Consider the following 16,265-nt stretch of genomic DNA (forward strand, 5'->3'; position numbering starts at 1 on the left):
AGCCCCGGGGCCCGACGGGCCGGCCGTCAGGCACCGAAGGTCAGCCTGAACAGGGCTCCGCCCCCGGGACCGGCCTCCGCCGTCAGCTCCGCGCCGTGCGCCCGCGCGATCTGCCGCGCCATGGCCAGCCCCAGCCCGGACCCCGGCAGGGCACGGGCCGCCCCGGCCCGGTAGAACCTGTCGAAGACGTACGGCAGGTCCTGCGCCGAGATCCCCGGACCGTGGTCCCGCACCGTCACCTCCGGCCCCCCGCGGGCCCCGGCCGAAGGCGTCAGCTCGACCTCCACCTCCCGCCCGGCCGGGCTGAACTTGGCGGCGTTGTCCAGCAGGTTGGACAGCAGCCGGCTCAGCCGCGCGGGCACCCCCGGCACCACCGCCGGCTCAGCCGCCCCCTCCGGAACCCGCACCCGGAACGGAACCGCAGGCCAGTGCGCCCGCGCCACCTCCGCGCAGTGCTCCACCAGCGGCCCCAGCCGGACCTGCTCCACCAGCGGCTGCGGCTCCTCGTCCCGCGCCAGCTCGATCAGGTCGTTCACCAGCCCGGTCACCTCCCGCAGCTGCCGCCCCAGGGCGGCGGACGCCCGCTCCCGCTGCTCCACCGTGAGCCGCTCGCCGCGCGCCAGCAGCTCTGCATTGGTCCGCAGCGCCGTCAGCGGGGTCCGCAGCTCGTGGGAGGCGTCCGCGACGAGCCTGCGCTGCGCGGTCACGGACTGCTCCAGCTCCCCCAGCATCGTGTTGAAGCTCCCCGCAAGCCTGGTGATCTCGTCCTCCCGCCCCGGCGGCGGAAGCTCGATCCGGTGCCGCGGATCCCGGGTGGCGGCGATCCGCTCGGCCGTCGCGGTGAGCCGGGTGACCGGGGCGAGACCGGTCCGGGAGACCCAGTGGCCGAGGACCGCGGCGAGCAGCACCCCGGCCGCCGCCGTCAGCGCCAGCCACCACGCGGCCTCCTCGATGCCGTCCTGGACGGTGTCGGCCCGCAGCGCCACCTGGAGCGCCCGCCCCTTGGCGTAGTCCGTGGTCAGCATCCGGGCGGGATGCCCGGACACGGTGATGTCGGTGTAGAACGGCGCCCGTCTGCCCCCGGCGACCTCCCGCGCGGCCGGCGCCACGGGCAGCAGGCCCGGGCTGCCGCCGCCCTTCGCCGGGTCGGCCGCCACCACGTCCGCGCAGGCGGGGGCGGCCAGGAAGCGGCACTCCCCGGCCAGCGTTCCCGGAGCGGCCCCCGGATTGCGCTGCGCGGCGAGCCGGGCGGACTGGGTCAGGCTGAGGTCGAGCTGCTCGTACAGCGCGGACCGGACGACGAGGAACGCCGCCGCGCACACCCCGAGGCCGACCAGGGCCACGGCGGCGGTGACGGCCAGCGCCAGCCGGGTCCGCAGCGGGCGCCGCCCCCGCCAGGCCCCCCTCACACCTCATCCAGCCGGTAGCCGACCCCGTGGACGGTGTGGACCAGCCTCGGCTCGCCCGCCGCCTCCAGTTTCCGGCGCAGGTAGCCGACGTACACGGCCAGCGAGTTGGAGTCCGGCCCGAAGTCCCGCCCCCACACCAGCTCCAGGATCAGCTCGCGCGGGAGCACCTGCCCGGGGTGGTGCAGGAGCAGTTCCAGCAGCGCCGCCTCGGTCCGGCTGAACTCCAGCGGCCGCCCGCCGCGCCGTCCGGTCCGGGTCGCCGGGTCCAGGACGAGGTCGGCGAAGCCGAGCGGGGCCGCGCCCGGAGGTTCGGGGGCGGCCCGCCGCAGCAGTGCCCGTACCCGCGCGATCAGCTCGTCCAGGGCGAACGGCTTGACGAGGTAGTCGTCGGCCCCGGCCTCCAGCCCGTCGACGCGTTCGCTGACGGAGTCCAGGGCGGTCAGTACGAGTACGGGCGTACGGTCGCCCAGCGCGCGCAGCCGGCGGCACACCCCGAGCCCGTCGAGCACCGGCATCATCACGTCGAGCACGACGGCGTCCGGCTCCCAGGCCGCCACCTGCGTCAGCGCCGCCAGCCCGTCCGCGGCGCCCCGCACCTCGTATCCCTCGACGGCCAGCCCGTCCTCGACTGCCGCCCGCACCTCGGGCTCGTCGTCCACCACCAGAATCCGCTGTCCGCTCATGGGCCAAAGCCTGCCAAAGCCGCAGACCTGAACCTCTTAGAACCTTCTTAGAGCGCACCGCGAGTGTGCGTCCATGACCACTCGACACACACCTGCGGCACTCTCCGTCGTCATCGGTGCGGGCGGCACCGGCGGCCACATCTACCCGGGTCTGGCCCTCGCCGAGGCGCTGCGCGCGGCCGTGCCCGGCGCCGTGGTCTCGTTCATCGGGACCGAGCGGGGCCTGGAGACCGAGCTGATCCCGGGGGCCGGCCACCGCCTGCACACCGTCGACATGATCCCCTTCGACCCGGCGCTGGGCGCGAAGCGGTACCTGCTGCCCGCGGCTCTGCTGCGCTCGGCGCACCAGGCCCGTTCCGTGATCCGGGCGCAGGGCGCGCACGTCGTCGTCGGCATGGGCGGCTATCCGAGTGCGCCCGCAGTGCTCGGGGCCCGGCTGGCGGGGTTGCCGGCCGTGATCCACGAGTCCAACGCGGTACCCGGCCGCGCCAACCGGTTCGCGGCCCGGCTCACCCCGCACGTCGCGGTGGCCTTCGACCGCAGCCGGCGGCATCTGGCGGGCGGGGCGCGGGCGCTGACCACCGGAATGCCGATCTCCGCGGCCCTCGCCGGCCTCGCGGAACTCTCCGGACCGGACCGGTCGGCGCTGCGCGCGGAGGCCCGGCGGGCCCTCGGGGTCCCGGGCGGGCGGCGGCTGGTCGTCTTCAACGGCGGCAGCCTGGGCGCGGTCCGCCTCACCCGGGCGGCCACCGGGCTGGCCGGGCTCTGGCAGTACCGGGGCGACGTACAGCTGCTGGTCAAGACGGGTCCGGCCGCGCTGGCGGACACCGTGGCCGAGCTCGCGGCGTCAGGCGGGCACCGGGTCGCGCGGGCACTGCCGTACCTGGACCGGATGGACCTGGTGTACGCCGCCGCCGACCTGGTGGTGTGCCGGGCGGGTTCGGCGACGGTCGCGGAGCTCGCGGCGACGGGAGTGCCGTCCGTCCTCGTCCCCTACCCGTACGCCCCGGGCGACCACCAGACCCACAACGCCCGGGTCCTGTCCGACACGGGCGCCGGACTGCTGCTGCCCGACGCCGAGACCACCGCCGAGCGCCTCGCCGGTCTCATCGGCCCGCTGCTGGCCGACCCGGCCCGGCTGCCGACGATGGCCGGCGCCGCCGACCCCGGCCCGCACGCGCGGGCCGCCGAACTGCTGGCCGCGGAGGTCCTCCGCGTGGCCGGCGTCCCTCTTCCCGCCTTGGAGCGAGTATGAACATGAACGACTGGAACGACTGGAACGACCGTACGGTCCTGGTCACCGGCGCCGAGGGCTTCATCGGCTCGACGCTGGTGGACCTGCTGGTGTCCCGGGGTGCCCGGGTGCGCGCCTTCGTGCACTACAAGCCCTACGCCGAGAAGGGCCACCTGGCGCGCTACCTCGCGGACCCGGACGGCCCGGTGGAGATGTGGGCGGGCGACGTCCGCGACGCGGGCCGGGTCAGCGACGCGGTGGCCGGCTGCGACACGGTCTTCCACCTGGCGGCGCTGATCGGGATCCCGTACAGCTACGCCTCGCCGGGCGCGTACGTGCAGACGAACGTCACCGGCACGCAGAACGTGGCGGAGGCCTGCCGCCGCCACCGCGTACGCCGCCTCGTGCACACCTCCACCAGCGAGGTCTACGGGACGGCCCTGACGGCCCCCATCGCCGAGAGCCACCCGCTGCAGCCGCAGTCCCCGTACTCCGCGTCGAAGATCGGCGCGGACATGATGGCGCTCTCCTTCCACCACGCCTTCGAGCTGCCGGTGACGGTGGTGCGGCCCTTCAACACCTACGGCCCGCGCCAGTCGGCCCGCGCCGTCATCCCGACGATCCTGGCCCAGCTCCACGCGGGCTCCCGTGAGATCCGCCTGGGGTCGACCACCCCGACCCGCGACTTCACGTACGTGACGGACACGGCCGAGGGCTTCCTCGCGGTGGCGCAGTGCGACCGGGCGCTGGGCCAGGTGGTCAACCTCGGCACGGGCGAGGAGATCTCCGTCGGCGACCTGGCGCGTGCCCTGATCACGGCTTCGGGGCGGGACGCGGAGGTGGTCGTGGACCCGACCCGGCTGCGGCCGTCGGGCAGCGAGGTCCACCGCCTGCTCTCGGACAACTCCCGCGCCCGCGACTGGGCGGGCTGGAAGCCGGAGGTCTCCCTGGCACAGGGCCTGCGCCGCACCTCGGAGTGGATCGCGGCGAACCCGCACCTCTTCGCCCCGGACCGCTACCAGGTCTGATCCCCGGCGCACCGGAAGGCCGGTACGCCTAAGCGACGCCTAAGCGGCCTCGGAGAAGTAGGGCACGTCCCCGAGGCCGCTTAGGGACTGCGCAGGCTCCGCACGTCCAGATGCCGCAGCACCCGGTCCACGATCTCCGGATCGGAGCCGGGTTCGCTGCGCGCGGACAGCACCTCGTGGCGGGCGGCCGACATCATCTCGCGCTGGATCCGCTGGACGTCCCGGATCCGCTCCACCCGCTGCGCGTACGCCTCCCGCCGCTCCTCGTCGACCATGTCGGGGCTGATGCGGGCGCCCACGTCGTACGCGCGCCGGTACAGCGTCTCCACCAGGTCCTCGGGCAGATCCTCCACCTCCTCGATCTCCCTCAGCCGCCGCTTCGCGGCCTTCGCGGCGCGGATCGCCAGCTGCCGCTCGGTCTCCCGCTCCGCGTCCGTGTCGGATTCGACCCCCAGCCGCCGCACCAGCCACGGCAGGGTCAGACCCTGCAGGACCAGCGTCGCCATGATCACGGCGAAGGCGATGAAGATGATCTGGTCCCGCGCGGGGAAGGGCTCACCCGCGTCCGTCCGCAAGGGGATGGCGAGGGCCAGAGCCACCGAGGCCACCCCCCGCATCCCGGCCCACCACATGACCACGCTCTCCCGCCAGCTCAGCGGGATCTCCTCGTCGTAGTCGCGCAGCTTGTGCAGCTTCTGCGCGAGCCAGCCCGCCGGGAGCAGCCACACCAGCCGTACCCCGACCACCACCGCGATCACGACCGCCGCCCACCCGGCCATCTCCGCTTCGCGGCCGCCCGCCGCGGCGAACACGTTGTGCAGCTCCAGCCCGATCAGCCCGAACGCCACGCCCGTGACCAGCATGTCGACGACTTCCCAGAAGGTGTGCCCGGCGAGCCGGCCCAGCACGTCGTCGGCGTCGTTCGCGTACTCGGCGAGGAACAGGGCCGTCGTCAGGACGGCCAGCACCCCCGATCCGTGGAGTTCCTCCGCCACCACGTACGACACGAACGGCACCAGCAGCGTCAGCCCGATCTGGAGCGTGGCGTCGCCGAGCCGCCCCATGAGCCGGCCGGCCGTCCAGCCGAGGGCCAGTCCGACCAGCACGGCGACGACGGCGGACAGGACGAACTCCCCCAGCGCAGCGGGCCAGGAGAAGCTGCCGCTGACGACCGCGCCGACGGCCACGTGGTAGAGCACGATGGCGGTGACGTCGTTGAAGAGGCCCTCGCCCTCCAGGATCGACACCATCCGGCGGGGCAGGCCGAGCGAACCCGCGACGGCGGTGGCGGCCACCGGGTCGGGCGGGGCGACCAGCGCGCCGAGCGCGACGGCGGCGGCGATCGGCAGCCCCGGCACCACGGCGTTCGCGACGGCGGCCACGGCGGCGGTCGTGACGAACACCAGGGCCACGGCGAGCAGCAGGATGGGCCGGACGTTGGCGGCGAACTGCCGCCAGGAGGTGCGCTGCGCGGAGGCGTACAACAGCGGCGGCAGCACCAGCGGCAGGATGAACTCGGGCGGGATGTCGACGTCGGGCACGAACGGCAGCAGCGCGAGGACCACCCCGCCGATGGTCATGAGTACGGGCGCGGGCAGCCCGAGCCGGTCCCCGAGCGGCACGGTGACCACGGCCCCGAGCAGCAGCACGAACAGCAGAGCAAGCTGATCCACTCCCCCACCCTGCCAGCCCGCCGCGCTCGGCTCGCGCGGTGAGGCGCGCGCCCCGCCGTGTCGGGCTCCGCCCGGCCTCAGGGTGGGTGACTACGGGAGGGTGCGCCGCATCGAGCGGTGCGGGATGCCCGCGTCCTCGAACTCCGGGCCGTAGGCCTCGTAGCCGAGCCGCTCGTAGAAGCCGAGCGCATGCGTCTGTGCGCCCAGATCCACGGCCGCGAGGCCGAGCCGCCCCGCCTCCGCCTCGATCGCGCGCACCAGGGCGACACCCACGCCCAGCCCGCGCGCGGACTTGGCGACGGCCAGCCGGCCCAGCGAGCCGACCGTCAGGTCACCCGTCTTGCCCAGCGCGCCGGCCCCGTGCAGCAACCGCCCCGTGCCCAGCGGCACCCCGTCCGGCCCGACGGCCAGTACGTGCACCGCGTCCGCGTCGTACGTGTCGTACTCGATCGACTCCGGGACGGACTGCTCGACCACGAACACCTCGGTCCGGACCTCGAAGCAGGCCGCCATGTCGGCCTCGCCGACGGCGACCCGGACCTCGACGGACGTGGTCACTCGCTCTCCGCCCGGATCACGTCCAGCGCGTGCTGGAGGTCGGCCGGGTAGGTGCTCTCGAACTCGACCCACTGCCCGTCCGACGGGTGCTCGAAGCCGAGCCGCACGGCGTGCAGCCACTGGCGGGTCAGCCCCAGCCGCTTGGCGACGGTCGGGTCGGCGCCGTAGGTCAGGTCGCCGACGCAGGGGTGCCGGTGTGCGGACATGTGCACGCGGATCTGGTGCGTGCGGCCGGTCTCCAGCTTGATGTCCAGCAGCGAGGCCGCGCGGAAGGCCTCGATCAGGTCGTAGTGCGTGACGGAGGCCTTGCCCTCCTGGGTCACGGCCCACTTGTAGTCCGCGCTCGGGTGCCGGCCGATCGGCGCGTCGATCGTGCCGCTCATCGGGTCGGGGTGCCCCTGGACCAGCGCGTGGTAGCGCTTGTCGACGATCCGCTCGCGGAACTGGTTCTTCAGCGAGGTGTAGGCGCGCTCCGACTTCGCGACGGCCATCAGGCCGGAGGTGCCGACGTCGAGGCGGTGCACGATGCCCTGGCGCTCGGCCGCGCCGGAGGTGGAGATCCGGTAGCCGGCCGCGGCGAGGCCGCCGATGACGGTGGTGCCGGTCCAGCCGGGGCTCGGGTGGGCGGCGACGCCCACCGGCTTCATGATGACGACGATGTCGTCGTCGTCATGGACGATCTCCATGCCCGGGACGGGCTCGGCGACGACCTCGACCGGCCGCGGCGGCGCGGGCATCTCGACTTCGAGCCAGGCTCCGCCGTGCACACGCTCGGACTTCCCGACGACGCTGCCGTCGACCGCCACCTTCCCCTCGGCCGCCAGTTCGGCCGCCTTCGTCCGGGAAAAACCGAACATACGGGCGATGGCGGCGTCGACGCGCTCGCCCTCGAGGCCATCGGGAACGGGCAGGGTGCGGATCTCGGGAATCGTACTCACCCGTCGAGTATGCAGGACTCGGCAGAAGAGCATTCCCGCGATCAGTCCTTGTGGACGGTCCCGTCCGGGTCCAGACCCTTGAACGACAGCAGGACGATCAGGATGCCGCCGCACACGATCGCCGCGTCGGCGAGGTTGAAGACGGCGAAGTGGGCCGGGGCGATGAAGTCGACGACCGCGCCCTGGAACACCCCCGGCGAACGGAAGATCCGGTCGGTGAGGTTGCCCAGCGCGCCGCCCAGCAGCAAGCCCAGCGCGATCGCCCACGGCAGGCTGTAGAGCTTGCGCGCCAGCCGCACGATCACCACGATCACGGTGGCCGCGATGCAGGTGAAGATGATCGTGAAGGCCTCGCCGAAGCCGAAGGCGGCGCCGGGGTTGCGGATCGCCTCGAACCTCAGCAGGTCGCCGATGAGCTCGATCGGCGGCTGGTGCTCCAGCTTCGCCACGACCACCATCTTGCTGCCGAGGTCCAGCAGGTACGCGAGCACCGCCACGACCAGCAGGGCCACGATCCGCCGGCGCCCCTTGGGCGCGGCGGACTCAGGCTCGGCGTCGTCCCCGACCTCCGGCGTACCGATGATGCGCTCCGCCTCTGCCACGTGAGTCCCTCGAACTAGCTCGAACCAGGTTGAGACACGAGGGTACGTCAGGGCACCGGCCCACCGCCCGCCCGAGGCCCACCGGAATCCCGCCCGGGGCCCCGGACACGGGCTAGTGCCGCCGCTCCTGCTTCTGCTTGCAGTCCACGCACAGCGTGGCCCGCGGGAAGGCCTGCATCCTGGCCTTGCCGATGGGCTGCCCGCAGTTCTCGCAGAGGCCGTACGTGCCCGCCTCCAACCGTTCCAGGGCCCGCTCGGTCTGCTCCAGCATCGAGGTGGCGTTCGCCGCCAGGGCCAGCTCCGACTCCCGGGTGATGTTCTTGGTGCCCGTGTCGGCCTGGTCGTCGCCCGCGCCGTCGCCCGAATCCCGCATGAGGCCGGAGATGGCCACCTCCGAGGCGTCGAGCTCCGCGCGCAGCCGCAGCACCTCGCTCATCAGCTCGCTGCGGGCCTCCTCGACCTCCTGGGGTGTCCAGGGGTCCTCCCCGGGCCGTACGGCGAGGTCCCCGGGCGCGGTGACCGCCGTGACCCTCGCCTTGGGCAGCCCGCTGGTCGCGGCCGCGGCCGTCTTCCTCGCCGTACCGGTGCTCTTCTTGGCAACCACTGTGCGGACTCCCGTCTTCTTCGCGGCCTGCGCCGCCCCCTCGGCCCCGGCCGGCTTGGCCGTGGCCTGCCGCTTCGCGACGGCAGTCGTCTTCTTCACGGCGGTCGCCCCGACGGCGTCCGTCGCCTTCTTCGCGGTCGCCTTCACGGCTGCCGCCGCTTTCTTCGCGGTCGCCTTCTTCGTCGTCGCCTTCTTCGTGGTCGCCTTCTTCGTGCTCGCCTTCTTCGTGCTCGCCTTCTTCGTGGCCGCCTTCCCGGCGGTCGCCTTCCCGGCCGGTGCCGCGTCGACGGCGGCCGCCTCGGCGGCGCCCGCTCTCCTGGTCGGCGCCTTCTTCGCCGGTGCCTCGGCCAGCGCCTTCCCGGCAGTACCGGCGGTCTTCTTCGCCACCATGGCCGCGGCCCCTTCACATACTGTGATCTTTGCTCGCGATTCGTGCCGGAACGATAAATCGGCACCGGCCCCGCAGCAACGGGGCACGCATCCGGCGAGGTCAACCTGCATCCGTTGTGCCCATCCGGAAGCCCCGTAACCCGCCCCACCCGCCCCACAGGAGTCCGTACCGGCGCGTCGGCCCATTCGGGTCACACGAGCGGCCCTGGCGCGCCCCCGCCACGCCGCGGCGCCCGGCCCCGCGCGGGCCCCCGTAAACCGGTCTGCCGGGCACCCCCCGGCCCCGTACACTGGGCCCAGCGAGAGGCATGGATGGGGACGAGTAGCGTCGGACGCAGCCAGGAGCGACCCGGGGACGGTGAGAGCCCGGGGGCGAGCGCGATGTGAAGGATCACCCCGGAGCCGCCGGAAGAAAGCGCGCACGGACGCCCGCAGGGTCCCGTACGGCGAGTAGAACCGGCTTCGCACCCCAATGAGGGGGCCGCCGGATCCGTCCGGAGGCCAAGGAGGGTGGTACCGCGGGAGCAGCAGCGCTCTCGTCCCTCCGGACGGAAGTGACACCCCGCCGGAGGAAGAGTTCAGCCTCATGACCACACCGCCGCAGTACCGCCCGGTCCCCGCCCAGGTCGACCTGCCTGCCCTTGAGCACGCCGTCCTCGACTTCTGGCGCGAGAGCAAGACCTTCGCCAAGACCCTGGAGCAGTCCGAGGGCCGCCCCGAGTGGGTCTTCTACGAGGGCCCGCCGACCGCGAACGGCATGCCCGGCGCGCACCACATCGAGGCCCGCGTCTTCAAGGACGTCTTCCCCCGGTTCCGCACCATGCGCGGCTACCACGTGGCCCGTAAGGCCGGCTGGGACTGCCACGGCCTGCCCGTCGAGCTCGCCGTCGAGAAGGAGCTCGGCTTCAACGGCAAGCAGGACATCGAGGCCTACGGCATCGCCGAGTTCAACGCGAAGTGCCGCGAGTCCGTGACCCGGCACACCGACGCGTTCACCGAGCTCACGACCCGGATGGGCTACTGGGTCGACCTGGACGACGCCTACCGGACCATGGACCCCGAGTACGTCGAGTCCGTGTGGTGGTCGCTGAAGGAGATCTTCAACAAGGGCCTGCTCACCCAGGACCACCGCGTCGCCCCCTGGTGCCCCCGCTGCGGCACCGGCCTGTCCGACCACGAGCTGGCCCAGGGCTACGAGACGGTCATCGACCCCTCCGTCTTCGTCCGCTTCCCGCTGACCTCCGGCCCGCTGGCCGGCCAGGCCGCCCTCCTGGTCTGGACGACGACCCCCTGGACCCTGGTCTCGAACACCGCCGTCGCCGCGCACCCGGACGTCACGTACGTGGTGGCCACGAACGGCGAAGAGAAGCTCGTCGTCGCCCAGCCGCTGCTGGAGAAGGCCCTCGGCGAGGGCTGGGAGGCCACCGGCGAGTCCTTCACGGGCAAGGAGATGGAGCGCTGGACGTACGAGCGCCCCTTCGAGCTGGTCGAATTCCCGGCGCCCGCCCACTACGTCGTGAACGCCGAGTACGTCACGACCGAGGACGGTACGGGTCTGGTCCACCAGTCCCCCGCCTTCGGCGCCGACGACCTCGCGGTCTGCCGCGCGTACGGCCTGCCGGTCGTGAACCCGGTCCGCCCCGACGGCACCTTCGAGGAGGAGGTCCCGCTGGTCGGCGGCGTCTTCTTCAAGAAGGCCGACGAGAAGCTGACCGCCGACCTGGACGCGCGCGGCCGGCTCTTCAAGCACATCGCCTACGAGCACAGCTACCCGCACTGCTGGCGCTGCCACACGGCCCTGCTCTACTACGCGCAGCCGTCCTGGTACATCCGCACCACCGCCGTCAAGGACGCGATGCTGCGGGAGAACGAGAAGACCAACTGGTTCCCGGACTCCGTCAAGCAGGGCCGCTTCGGCGACTGGCTGAACAACAACATCGACTGGGCGCTGTCGCGCAACCGCTACTGGGGCACCCCGCTGCCGATCTGGCGCTGTGAGGAGAACCACCTCACCTGCGTCGGCTCGCGCGCGGAACTGAGCGAGCTGTCCGGGCAGGACCAGTCCGCCCTGGACCCGCACCGCCCGTACATCGACGACGTCACCTTCACCTGCACCGCCGAGGGCTGCTCCCTGACCGCGGTCCGCGTGCCCGAGGTCATCGACGCCTGGTACGACTCGGGCTCGATGCCGTTCGCGCAGTGGGGCTACCCGTACAAGAACAAGGAGATCTTCGAGAAGCGCTACCCGGCGCAGTTCATCTCGGAGGCCATCGACCAGACGCGCGGCTGGTTCTACACGCTGATGGCGGTCGGCACCCTCGTCTTCGACAAGTCCTCCTACGAGAACGTGGTCTGCCTGGGCCACATCCTCGCCGAGGACGGCCGCAAGATGTCCAAGCACCTGGGCAACATCCTCCAGCCGATCCCGCTCATGGACCAGCACGGCGCGGACGCGGTGCGCTGGTTCATGGCGGCCGGCGGCTCCCCGTGGGCGGCCCGCCGCGTGGGCCACGGCACGATCCAGGAGGTCGTCCGCAAGACCCTCCTCACGTACTGGAACACGGTCGCCTTCCAGGCCCTGTACGCCCGTACGTCGAGCTGGGCCCCCTCGGCGGCCGACCCGGCGCCGGCGGACCGCACGGTCCTCGACCGCTGGCTGCTCTCCGAGCTGCACACCCTCGTCACCGAGGTCACCGACGCGATGGAGTCGTACGACACCCAGCGCGCCGGCAAGCTGCTGTCCTCTTTCGTGGACGACCTGTCGAACTGGTACGTCCGCCGCTCCCGCCGCCGCTTCTGGCAGGGCGACGCGGCCGCGCTCCGCACCCTGCACGACGTGGTCGAGACCGTCACCCGCCTCATGGCGCCGCTGACGCCCTTCATCACGGAGCGGGTCTGGCAGGACATGGTCGTCCCGGTCACCCCGGAGGCCCCGGAGTCGGTGCACCTGTCGTCGTGGCCGGAGGCGGACGCCTCCCAGGTCGACCGGACCCTGTCCCAGCAGATGCTGCTGGTCCGCCGCCTAGTCGAGCTGGGCCGGGCGACGCGGGCCGAGTCGGGCGTGAAGACCCGCCAGCCGCTGTCGCGTGCGCTGGTGGCCGCGAACGGCTTCTCCGCCCTGTCGCCGGAGCTGCAGTCGCAGATCACGGAGGAGCTGAACGTCTCCTCTCTGGCCTCGCTCTCCGAGGTCGGCGGGTCACTGGTGGACACCACGGCGAAGGCGAACTTCCGGGTGCTGGGCAAGCGCTTCGGCAAGGGCGTGCAGGACGTGGCGAAGGCGGTGGCCGCGGCCGACGCGGCGGCCCTGTCACTGGCGCTGCGCTCGGGCGAGGCCTCGGTGGAGGTGAACGGGGAGCAGGTCACCCTCACCCCGGAGGAGGTCATCATCACGGAGACCCCGCGCGAGGGCTGGTCGGTGGCGTCCGACTCGGGCGCGACGGTGGCCCTGGACCTGGAGATCACCCCGGAGCTGCGGCTGGCGGGCCTGGCGCGTGACGCGATCCGCCTGATCCAGGAGGCCCGGAAGAACTCCGGCCTCGACGTGGCCGACCGCATCGCGCTGCGCTGGACCTCCCAGTCCCCGGAGGTCGTGACGGCCCTGACGGACCACGCGGCCCTCATCGCGGACGAGGTCCTGTCCACGGACTACGCGCAGGGCCCGGCCGACGACGCGTACGGCGAACCGTTCACGGACGAGTCCCTGTCCCTGACGTTCCGCCTCCGCAAGGCGTAACCCAGGCCGGAGAGGCCCGCACCCCCCGTGGGGGTGCGGGCCTCTCCGCTGTCCCCTGCCCGCCCTTCCACCGCACCAGGCAGCCGCCATCGGCCAGATCCAGCCCCGCCCGGGGGCACCTCCCAGCGGTAGCTGGGGGAGTTCGAGGCGCGGGGTCCGGGGGCAGGGCCCCCGGACCTCCGCCGGACGCACCACGGGGTACGCGAACGGGCCGGGCCCGGGTTCCGATGGGAACCCGGGCCCGGCCCGTGAAGCGACTGCCGACAGACGCGGCGGCGGCGCCTAGTTGTCGTCCTCGTCGATCAGGAAGCCCCGCATGGGAGACGGCGCCTGCTGCATCGGCTGCGGCGCGGCCGGCCGCACCGGAGCCATCGGCTGGGTCATCGCCGGGGACATCTGCTGCTGGCCGCCGTACGACGGGCCTGCGCCCATCGGGGAGGGACCGCCCATGGGGGACGGGCCACCCATCGAGGGACCGCCCATGGAGTGGCCCATGGCACCGGCCGGAGCCATGGAAGGAGACGGCGAGGGCGGCAGCGCGGGACCGGCGGGCCCACGCGGCGGGGCCAGGGAGTCGTCGGCCTGGGTCTCCAGCTGGCGCAGCTGCGACTCCAGGTAGGACTTCAGGCGCGTACGGTACTCACGCTCGAAGCCCCGCAGGTCCTCGACCTTGCGCTCCAGCGTGGCACGGGCGGACTCCAGGGAGCCCATCGCGACGCGGTGCTTCTCCTGCGCGTCCCGCTCCAGCGCGTCGGCCTTGGCGCGGGCGTCCCGCTCCAGGCCCTCGGCGCGGCTGCGCGCCTCGCCGACGATCTTGTTGGCCTCGGAACGGGCCTCCGCGATCGCCTGGTCGGCGGTCTGCTGCGCCAGCGACAGGACACGGGCGGCGCTGTCGCCACCGGGACCCTGCTGCGGGAGCTGCTGCGGCTGCTGCTGGTGCATCTGCTGGCCCATGGGCTGCATCTGCTGGCCCATCGGCTGCATCTGCTGGCCCATCGGCTGCATCTGCTGGCCGAGCGGGTTCTGGCCGCCCATGGACTGCTGGCCCATGCCCTGCGGGCCACCCATGGGGTGCTGCTGCATGGGACCGCCCATGGGGCCGCCCATCGGGCCGGGGCCCTGCTGGCCCTGGCCGCCGGGGCCCGGCGGGAGCTGCGGCTGGCCGCCCGGGAGCTGCGGCGGGCCCATCTGCGGCTGCTGCTGCTGCTGCGGCGGGCCGGATATGGCCGCGGGCACGGGGGCACCGGGGCCGCGCTGGTCCTGGGGCTCCGGCTTGCGCATGCCCTGCTGCTGCTGGTTCTGCGCGGCGGCACGCGTGGCGGCGGCCAGCTTGGCGCGCAGGTCCTCGTTCTCGCGCAGCAGGCGCGTCAGCTCGGACTCGACCTCGTCGAGGAAGGCATCGACCTCGTCCTCGTCATAGCCTTCTCGCAGGCGGACGGTCGTGAACTGCTTGTTCCGCACGTCCTCGGGAGTCAGCGGCATGTCTTCTTCACCTCTACGTAGTCGTCGGCAGTCGGCAAGACCGTATCGGGACTGTCCCCGCGCGCGCGGAGAAGCTCATCGTTCACACGCTTCTCGCAGCGGTGCTCACGAAACTGATGAGGATGTAAACGATGATCATCAGAACGAAGAAGGACAGGTCGAGTGCCACGCCCCCGAGACGCAACGGCGGAATGAAACGCCGGAGAAGCTTGAGCGGTGGATCGGTGACAGTGTAGGTGGCCTCAAGAACGACCACCATCGCCTTGCCGGGCGTCCATGAACGTGCGAACTGGAACACGTAGTCCATGACCAGTCGGAAGATCAGCACGATCAGGAAGCACATCAGCGCGATGTAGACCACTTGCAGTGCGACGCCCATCCCGCGCTTCCCTCTCCCCGTTTCTCGCTCTGTTCCCGGTCCCGTGTCTGACGGATCGGTCTAGCTTTGGTTGAAGAACCCGCCCTCCGCGATGCGAGCCTTGTCCTCCGCCGTGACATCGACGTTAGCAGGCGACAGCAGGAACACCTTCTGTGTCACGCGTTCAATACTGCCGTGCAGGCCGAAGACGAGACCGGCGGCGAAGTCCACGAGACGCTTCGCATCCGTGTCGTCCATCTCCGTGAGATTCATGATCACCGGAGTGCCCTCACGGAAGTGTTCCCCGATGGTACGGGCCTCGTTGTAGGTCCGGGGGTGCAGCGTCGTGATGCGGTACGGCTCCCGCTCGGAGACGACCTTGGGCATGATCACGGGGGCGTTCTTCTCCAGGTTGGTGCGGTCAGGTGTGATGGACGCCACGGGGGCAATTCGCGCAGGACGTGCGTTTTCCGCCGGGATTGGGATGGGTTCCCGCTGCGCCGGAGGCTGTGCGACTCGTACCGGTTCATCCGGTTCGGGCGTTTGGTGCACGGGTTGCCGGCGATCCCGGTCCCGATCCCGGGCCCGCTCCGGTTCCGGCTCGGGCTCGAACTCGTCGTCGGGGTCGTACCCCGGGTTGTCGTACCGGTCGTCCTCCACGAGGCCGAGGTAGACCGCCATCTTGCGCATCGCGCCGGCCATTCTCCGAGTCCTCCGCTCTGTGGTGGATCGCCCTGTCGCAGGTGCCGCTGTGTCACGAATGTCACCAACTGCCCGCGATCCACGTGGTCTGCCCGCCCATCAGCGGTAATGACCATATTTTCTGCTGTGGTCCGACTTTCTTGGCGACGTTACCCGAGCCGGGGTCTCGCGCCGAGTACCGCAGTGCCGACGCGTACATGTGTCGCACCGGCCGCAACGGCCTGTTCCAGATCCGCGCTCATCCCGGCCGACACCATCGTGGCAGCCGGATGGTCCGCGCGCAGGCGGGATGACAATTCCACCAGCCGCTCGAAAGCGGCCTGTTCGCGCCCCGCGTACGGACCGGACAGCGGGGCGACGGTCATGAGGCCGTCGATCCGCAGTCCTGGCGCCCCCGCGACGAGGTCCGCCAACTCCGCGAGCTGCTCCGGCGCGGCCCCGCCCCGGGCCCCCCGCTCGCCCGACTCTGCGTCGAGGGCGATCTGCACGAGGCAGCCGAGTTCCCGGCCGGCGCTCGAAGCGGCCGCGGAGAGGGCGGTCACGAGCTTCGGACGGTCGACGGACTGCACCACATGCGCGTATCCCGCCACGGAACGGACTTTGTTCGTCTGCAACTGGCCGACGAAGTGCCAGCTGAGTGGCAGATCCGCGCAGGCCGCCGCCTTGGGGGCCGCATCCTGGTCGCGATTCTCCGCAACATGACGGACGCCCAGCTCCGCCAGCAGTCGTACGTCGCTCGCGGGATAGGTCTTGGTGACCACGATGAGCGTCACCTCTTCCCGCTCGCGCCCCGCGGCCGCGCAGGCGGACGCGATGCGCTCCTCCACCCGCTCCAGGTTCTCCGCGAGGTCCGGCTTACGGTCCGTCATTT

At 72.2% G+C, this 16,265-nt stretch carries 14 protein-coding genes; 3 read left to right on the forward strand and 11 right to left on the reverse strand.

Annotated elements, in window-relative coordinates:
* Positions 1-26: 26 nt before the first annotated feature.
* Together OG737_RS06745 and OG737_RS06750 are read right to left on the reverse strand one after the other, a co-directional pair.
* On the reverse strand, positions 27-1,409 hold the full coding sequence (locus OG737_RS06745) for a HAMP domain-containing sensor histidine kinase (protein ID WP_328925218.1): 1,383 nt from the start codon (positions 1,407-1,409) through the stop codon (positions 27-29).
* A complete protein-coding gene (locus tag OG737_RS06750) occupies positions 1,406-2,092 on the reverse strand; it encodes a response regulator transcription factor (protein WP_328925219.1) in 687 nt (228 codons plus the stop codon). Before OG737_RS06750 ends, OG737_RS06745 begins: the two co-directional genes overlap by 4 nt.
* A gap of 73 nt (positions 2,093-2,165) precedes the next feature.
* Here OG737_RS06750 and OG737_RS06755 point away from each other — a divergent pair, with 73 nt between their 5' ends.
* A complete protein-coding gene (locus tag OG737_RS06755) occupies positions 2,166-3,347 on the forward strand; it encodes a UDP-N-acetylglucosamine--N-acetylmuramyl-(pentapeptide) pyrophosphoryl-undecaprenol N-acetylglucosamine transferase (protein ID WP_405921281.1) in 1,182 nt (393 codons plus the stop codon).
* Positions 3,344-4,354, forward strand: a complete 1,011-nt coding sequence (locus tag OG737_RS06760; protein ID WP_405921282.1) for an SDR family NAD(P)-dependent oxidoreductase — start codon at positions 3,344-3,346, stop codon at positions 4,352-4,354. Before OG737_RS06755 ends, OG737_RS06760 begins: the two co-directional genes overlap by 4 nt.
* Before the next feature lie 80 nt (positions 4,355-4,434).
* On the opposite strand, the gene OG737_RS06765 is transcribed toward OG737_RS06760, so the two are convergent.
* The 5 genes from OG737_RS06765 to OG737_RS06785 form a co-directional block, all read right to left on the reverse strand.
* Complete coding sequence (locus tag OG737_RS06765; protein WP_405680047.1) at positions 4,435-6,027, reverse strand: Na+/H+ antiporter; 1,593 nt, start codon at positions 6,025-6,027, stop codon at positions 4,435-4,437.
* Positions 6,028-6,117: 90 nt separating this feature from the next.
* Complete coding sequence (locus OG737_RS06770) at positions 6,118-6,540, reverse strand: GNAT family N-acetyltransferase (RefSeq protein WP_328930237.1); 423 nt, start codon at positions 6,538-6,540, stop codon at positions 6,118-6,120.
* A 41-nt stretch (positions 6,541-6,581) separates the two neighbouring features.
* A complete protein-coding gene (locus OG737_RS06775) occupies positions 6,582-7,523 on the reverse strand; it encodes an RluA family pseudouridine synthase (protein ID WP_328925223.1) in 942 nt (313 codons plus the stop codon).
* Between the two features lie 41 nt (positions 7,524-7,564).
* Positions 7,565-8,125: a signal peptidase II gene (lspA, locus tag OG737_RS06780; protein WP_328925224.1), complete on the reverse strand. Its 561-nt coding sequence runs from the start codon at positions 8,123-8,125 to the stop codon at positions 7,565-7,567.
* Between the two features lie 112 nt (positions 8,126-8,237).
* Positions 8,238-9,119 (reverse strand): TraR/DksA family transcriptional regulator, encoded by an 882-nt coding sequence (locus tag OG737_RS06785; protein ID WP_405921283.1) that lies wholly within the window; start codon positions 9,117-9,119, stop codon positions 8,238-8,240.
* 586 nt (positions 9,120-9,705) lie between these two features.
* Here OG737_RS06785 and ileS point away from each other — a divergent pair.
* On the forward strand, positions 9,706-12,852 hold the full coding sequence (ileS, locus tag OG737_RS06790; RefSeq protein WP_405921284.1) for an isoleucine--tRNA ligase: 3,147 nt from the start codon (positions 9,706-9,708) through the stop codon (positions 12,850-12,852).
* A gap of 282 nt (positions 12,853-13,134) precedes the next feature.
* On the opposite strand, the gene OG737_RS06795 is transcribed toward ileS, so the two are convergent.
* The 4 genes from OG737_RS06795 to OG737_RS06810 all read right to left on the reverse strand — a co-directional run bounded on the left by OG737_RS06795 (position 13,135) and on the right by OG737_RS06810 (position 16,263).
* Positions 13,135-14,334 carry a DivIVA domain-containing protein gene (locus tag OG737_RS06795; protein WP_405921285.1) on the reverse strand — a complete coding sequence of 400 codons (1,200 nt, stop codon included), beginning with the start codon at positions 14,332-14,334 and terminating at the stop codon, positions 13,135-13,137.
* Between the two features lie 82 nt (positions 14,335-14,416).
* On the reverse strand, positions 14,417-14,713 hold the full coding sequence (locus OG737_RS06800) for a YggT family protein (RefSeq protein ID WP_030155988.1): 297 nt from the start codon (positions 14,711-14,713) through the stop codon (positions 14,417-14,419).
* A gap of 60 nt (positions 14,714-14,773) precedes the next feature.
* Positions 14,774-15,394 carry a cell division protein SepF gene (locus OG737_RS06805; protein WP_405921286.1) on the reverse strand — a complete coding sequence of 207 codons (621 nt, stop codon included), beginning with the start codon at positions 15,392-15,394 and terminating at the stop codon, positions 14,774-14,776.
* Positions 15,395-15,543: 149 nt separating this feature from the next.
* Positions 15,544-16,263, reverse strand: coding sequence for a YggS family pyridoxal phosphate-dependent enzyme (locus OG737_RS06810; RefSeq protein ID WP_405921287.1), 720 nt, complete (start codon positions 16,261-16,263; stop codon positions 15,544-15,546).
* Between the last annotated feature and the right edge of the window lie 2 nt (positions 16,264-16,265).

It is taken from the genome of Streptomyces sp. NBC_00122 (genome assembly GCF_045160845.1).
Classification (GTDB): domain Bacteria; phylum Actinomycetota; class Actinomycetes; order Streptomycetales; family Streptomycetaceae; genus Streptomyces.

Excerpts from the sequence above, each read along its gene's own strand:
- OG737_RS06795 (WP_405921285.1), bottom strand. The coding sequence starts at position 14,334 with ATGCCGCTGACTCCCGAGGACGTGCGGAACAAGCAGTTCACGACCGTC.
- OG737_RS06810 (WP_405921287.1), bottom strand. The coding sequence starts at position 16,263 with ATGACGGACCGTAAGCCGGACCTCGCGGAGAACCTGGAGCGGGTGGAG.
- ileS (WP_405921284.1), top strand. The coding sequence starts at position 9,706 with ATGACCACACCGCCGCAGTACCGCCCGGTCCCCGCCCAGGTCGACCTG.
- OG737_RS06760 (WP_405921282.1), top strand. The coding sequence starts at position 3,344 with ATGAACATGAACGACTGGAACGACTGGAACGACCGTACGGTCCTGGTC.
- OG737_RS06785 (WP_405921283.1), bottom strand. The coding sequence starts at position 9,119 with ATGGTGGCGAAGAAGACCGCCGGTACTGCCGGGAAGGCGCTGGCCGAG.
- OG737_RS06755 (WP_405921281.1), top strand. The coding sequence starts at position 2,166 with ATGACCACTCGACACACACCTGCGGCACTCTCCGTCGTCATCGGTGCG.
- OG737_RS06805 (WP_405921286.1), bottom strand. The coding sequence starts at position 15,394 with ATGGCCGGCGCGATGCGCAAGATGGCGGTCTACCTCGGCCTCGTGGAG.
- OG737_RS06750 (WP_328925219.1), bottom strand. The coding sequence starts at position 2,092 with ATGAGCGGACAGCGGATTCTGGTGGTGGACGACGAGCCCGAGGTGCGG.
- OG737_RS06770 (WP_328930237.1), bottom strand. The coding sequence starts at position 6,540 with ATGGCGGCCTGCTTCGAGGTCCGGACCGAGGTGTTCGTGGTCGAGCAG.
- OG737_RS06800 (WP_030155988.1), bottom strand. The coding sequence starts at position 14,713 with ATGGGCGTCGCACTGCAAGTGGTCTACATCGCGCTGATGTGCTTCCTG.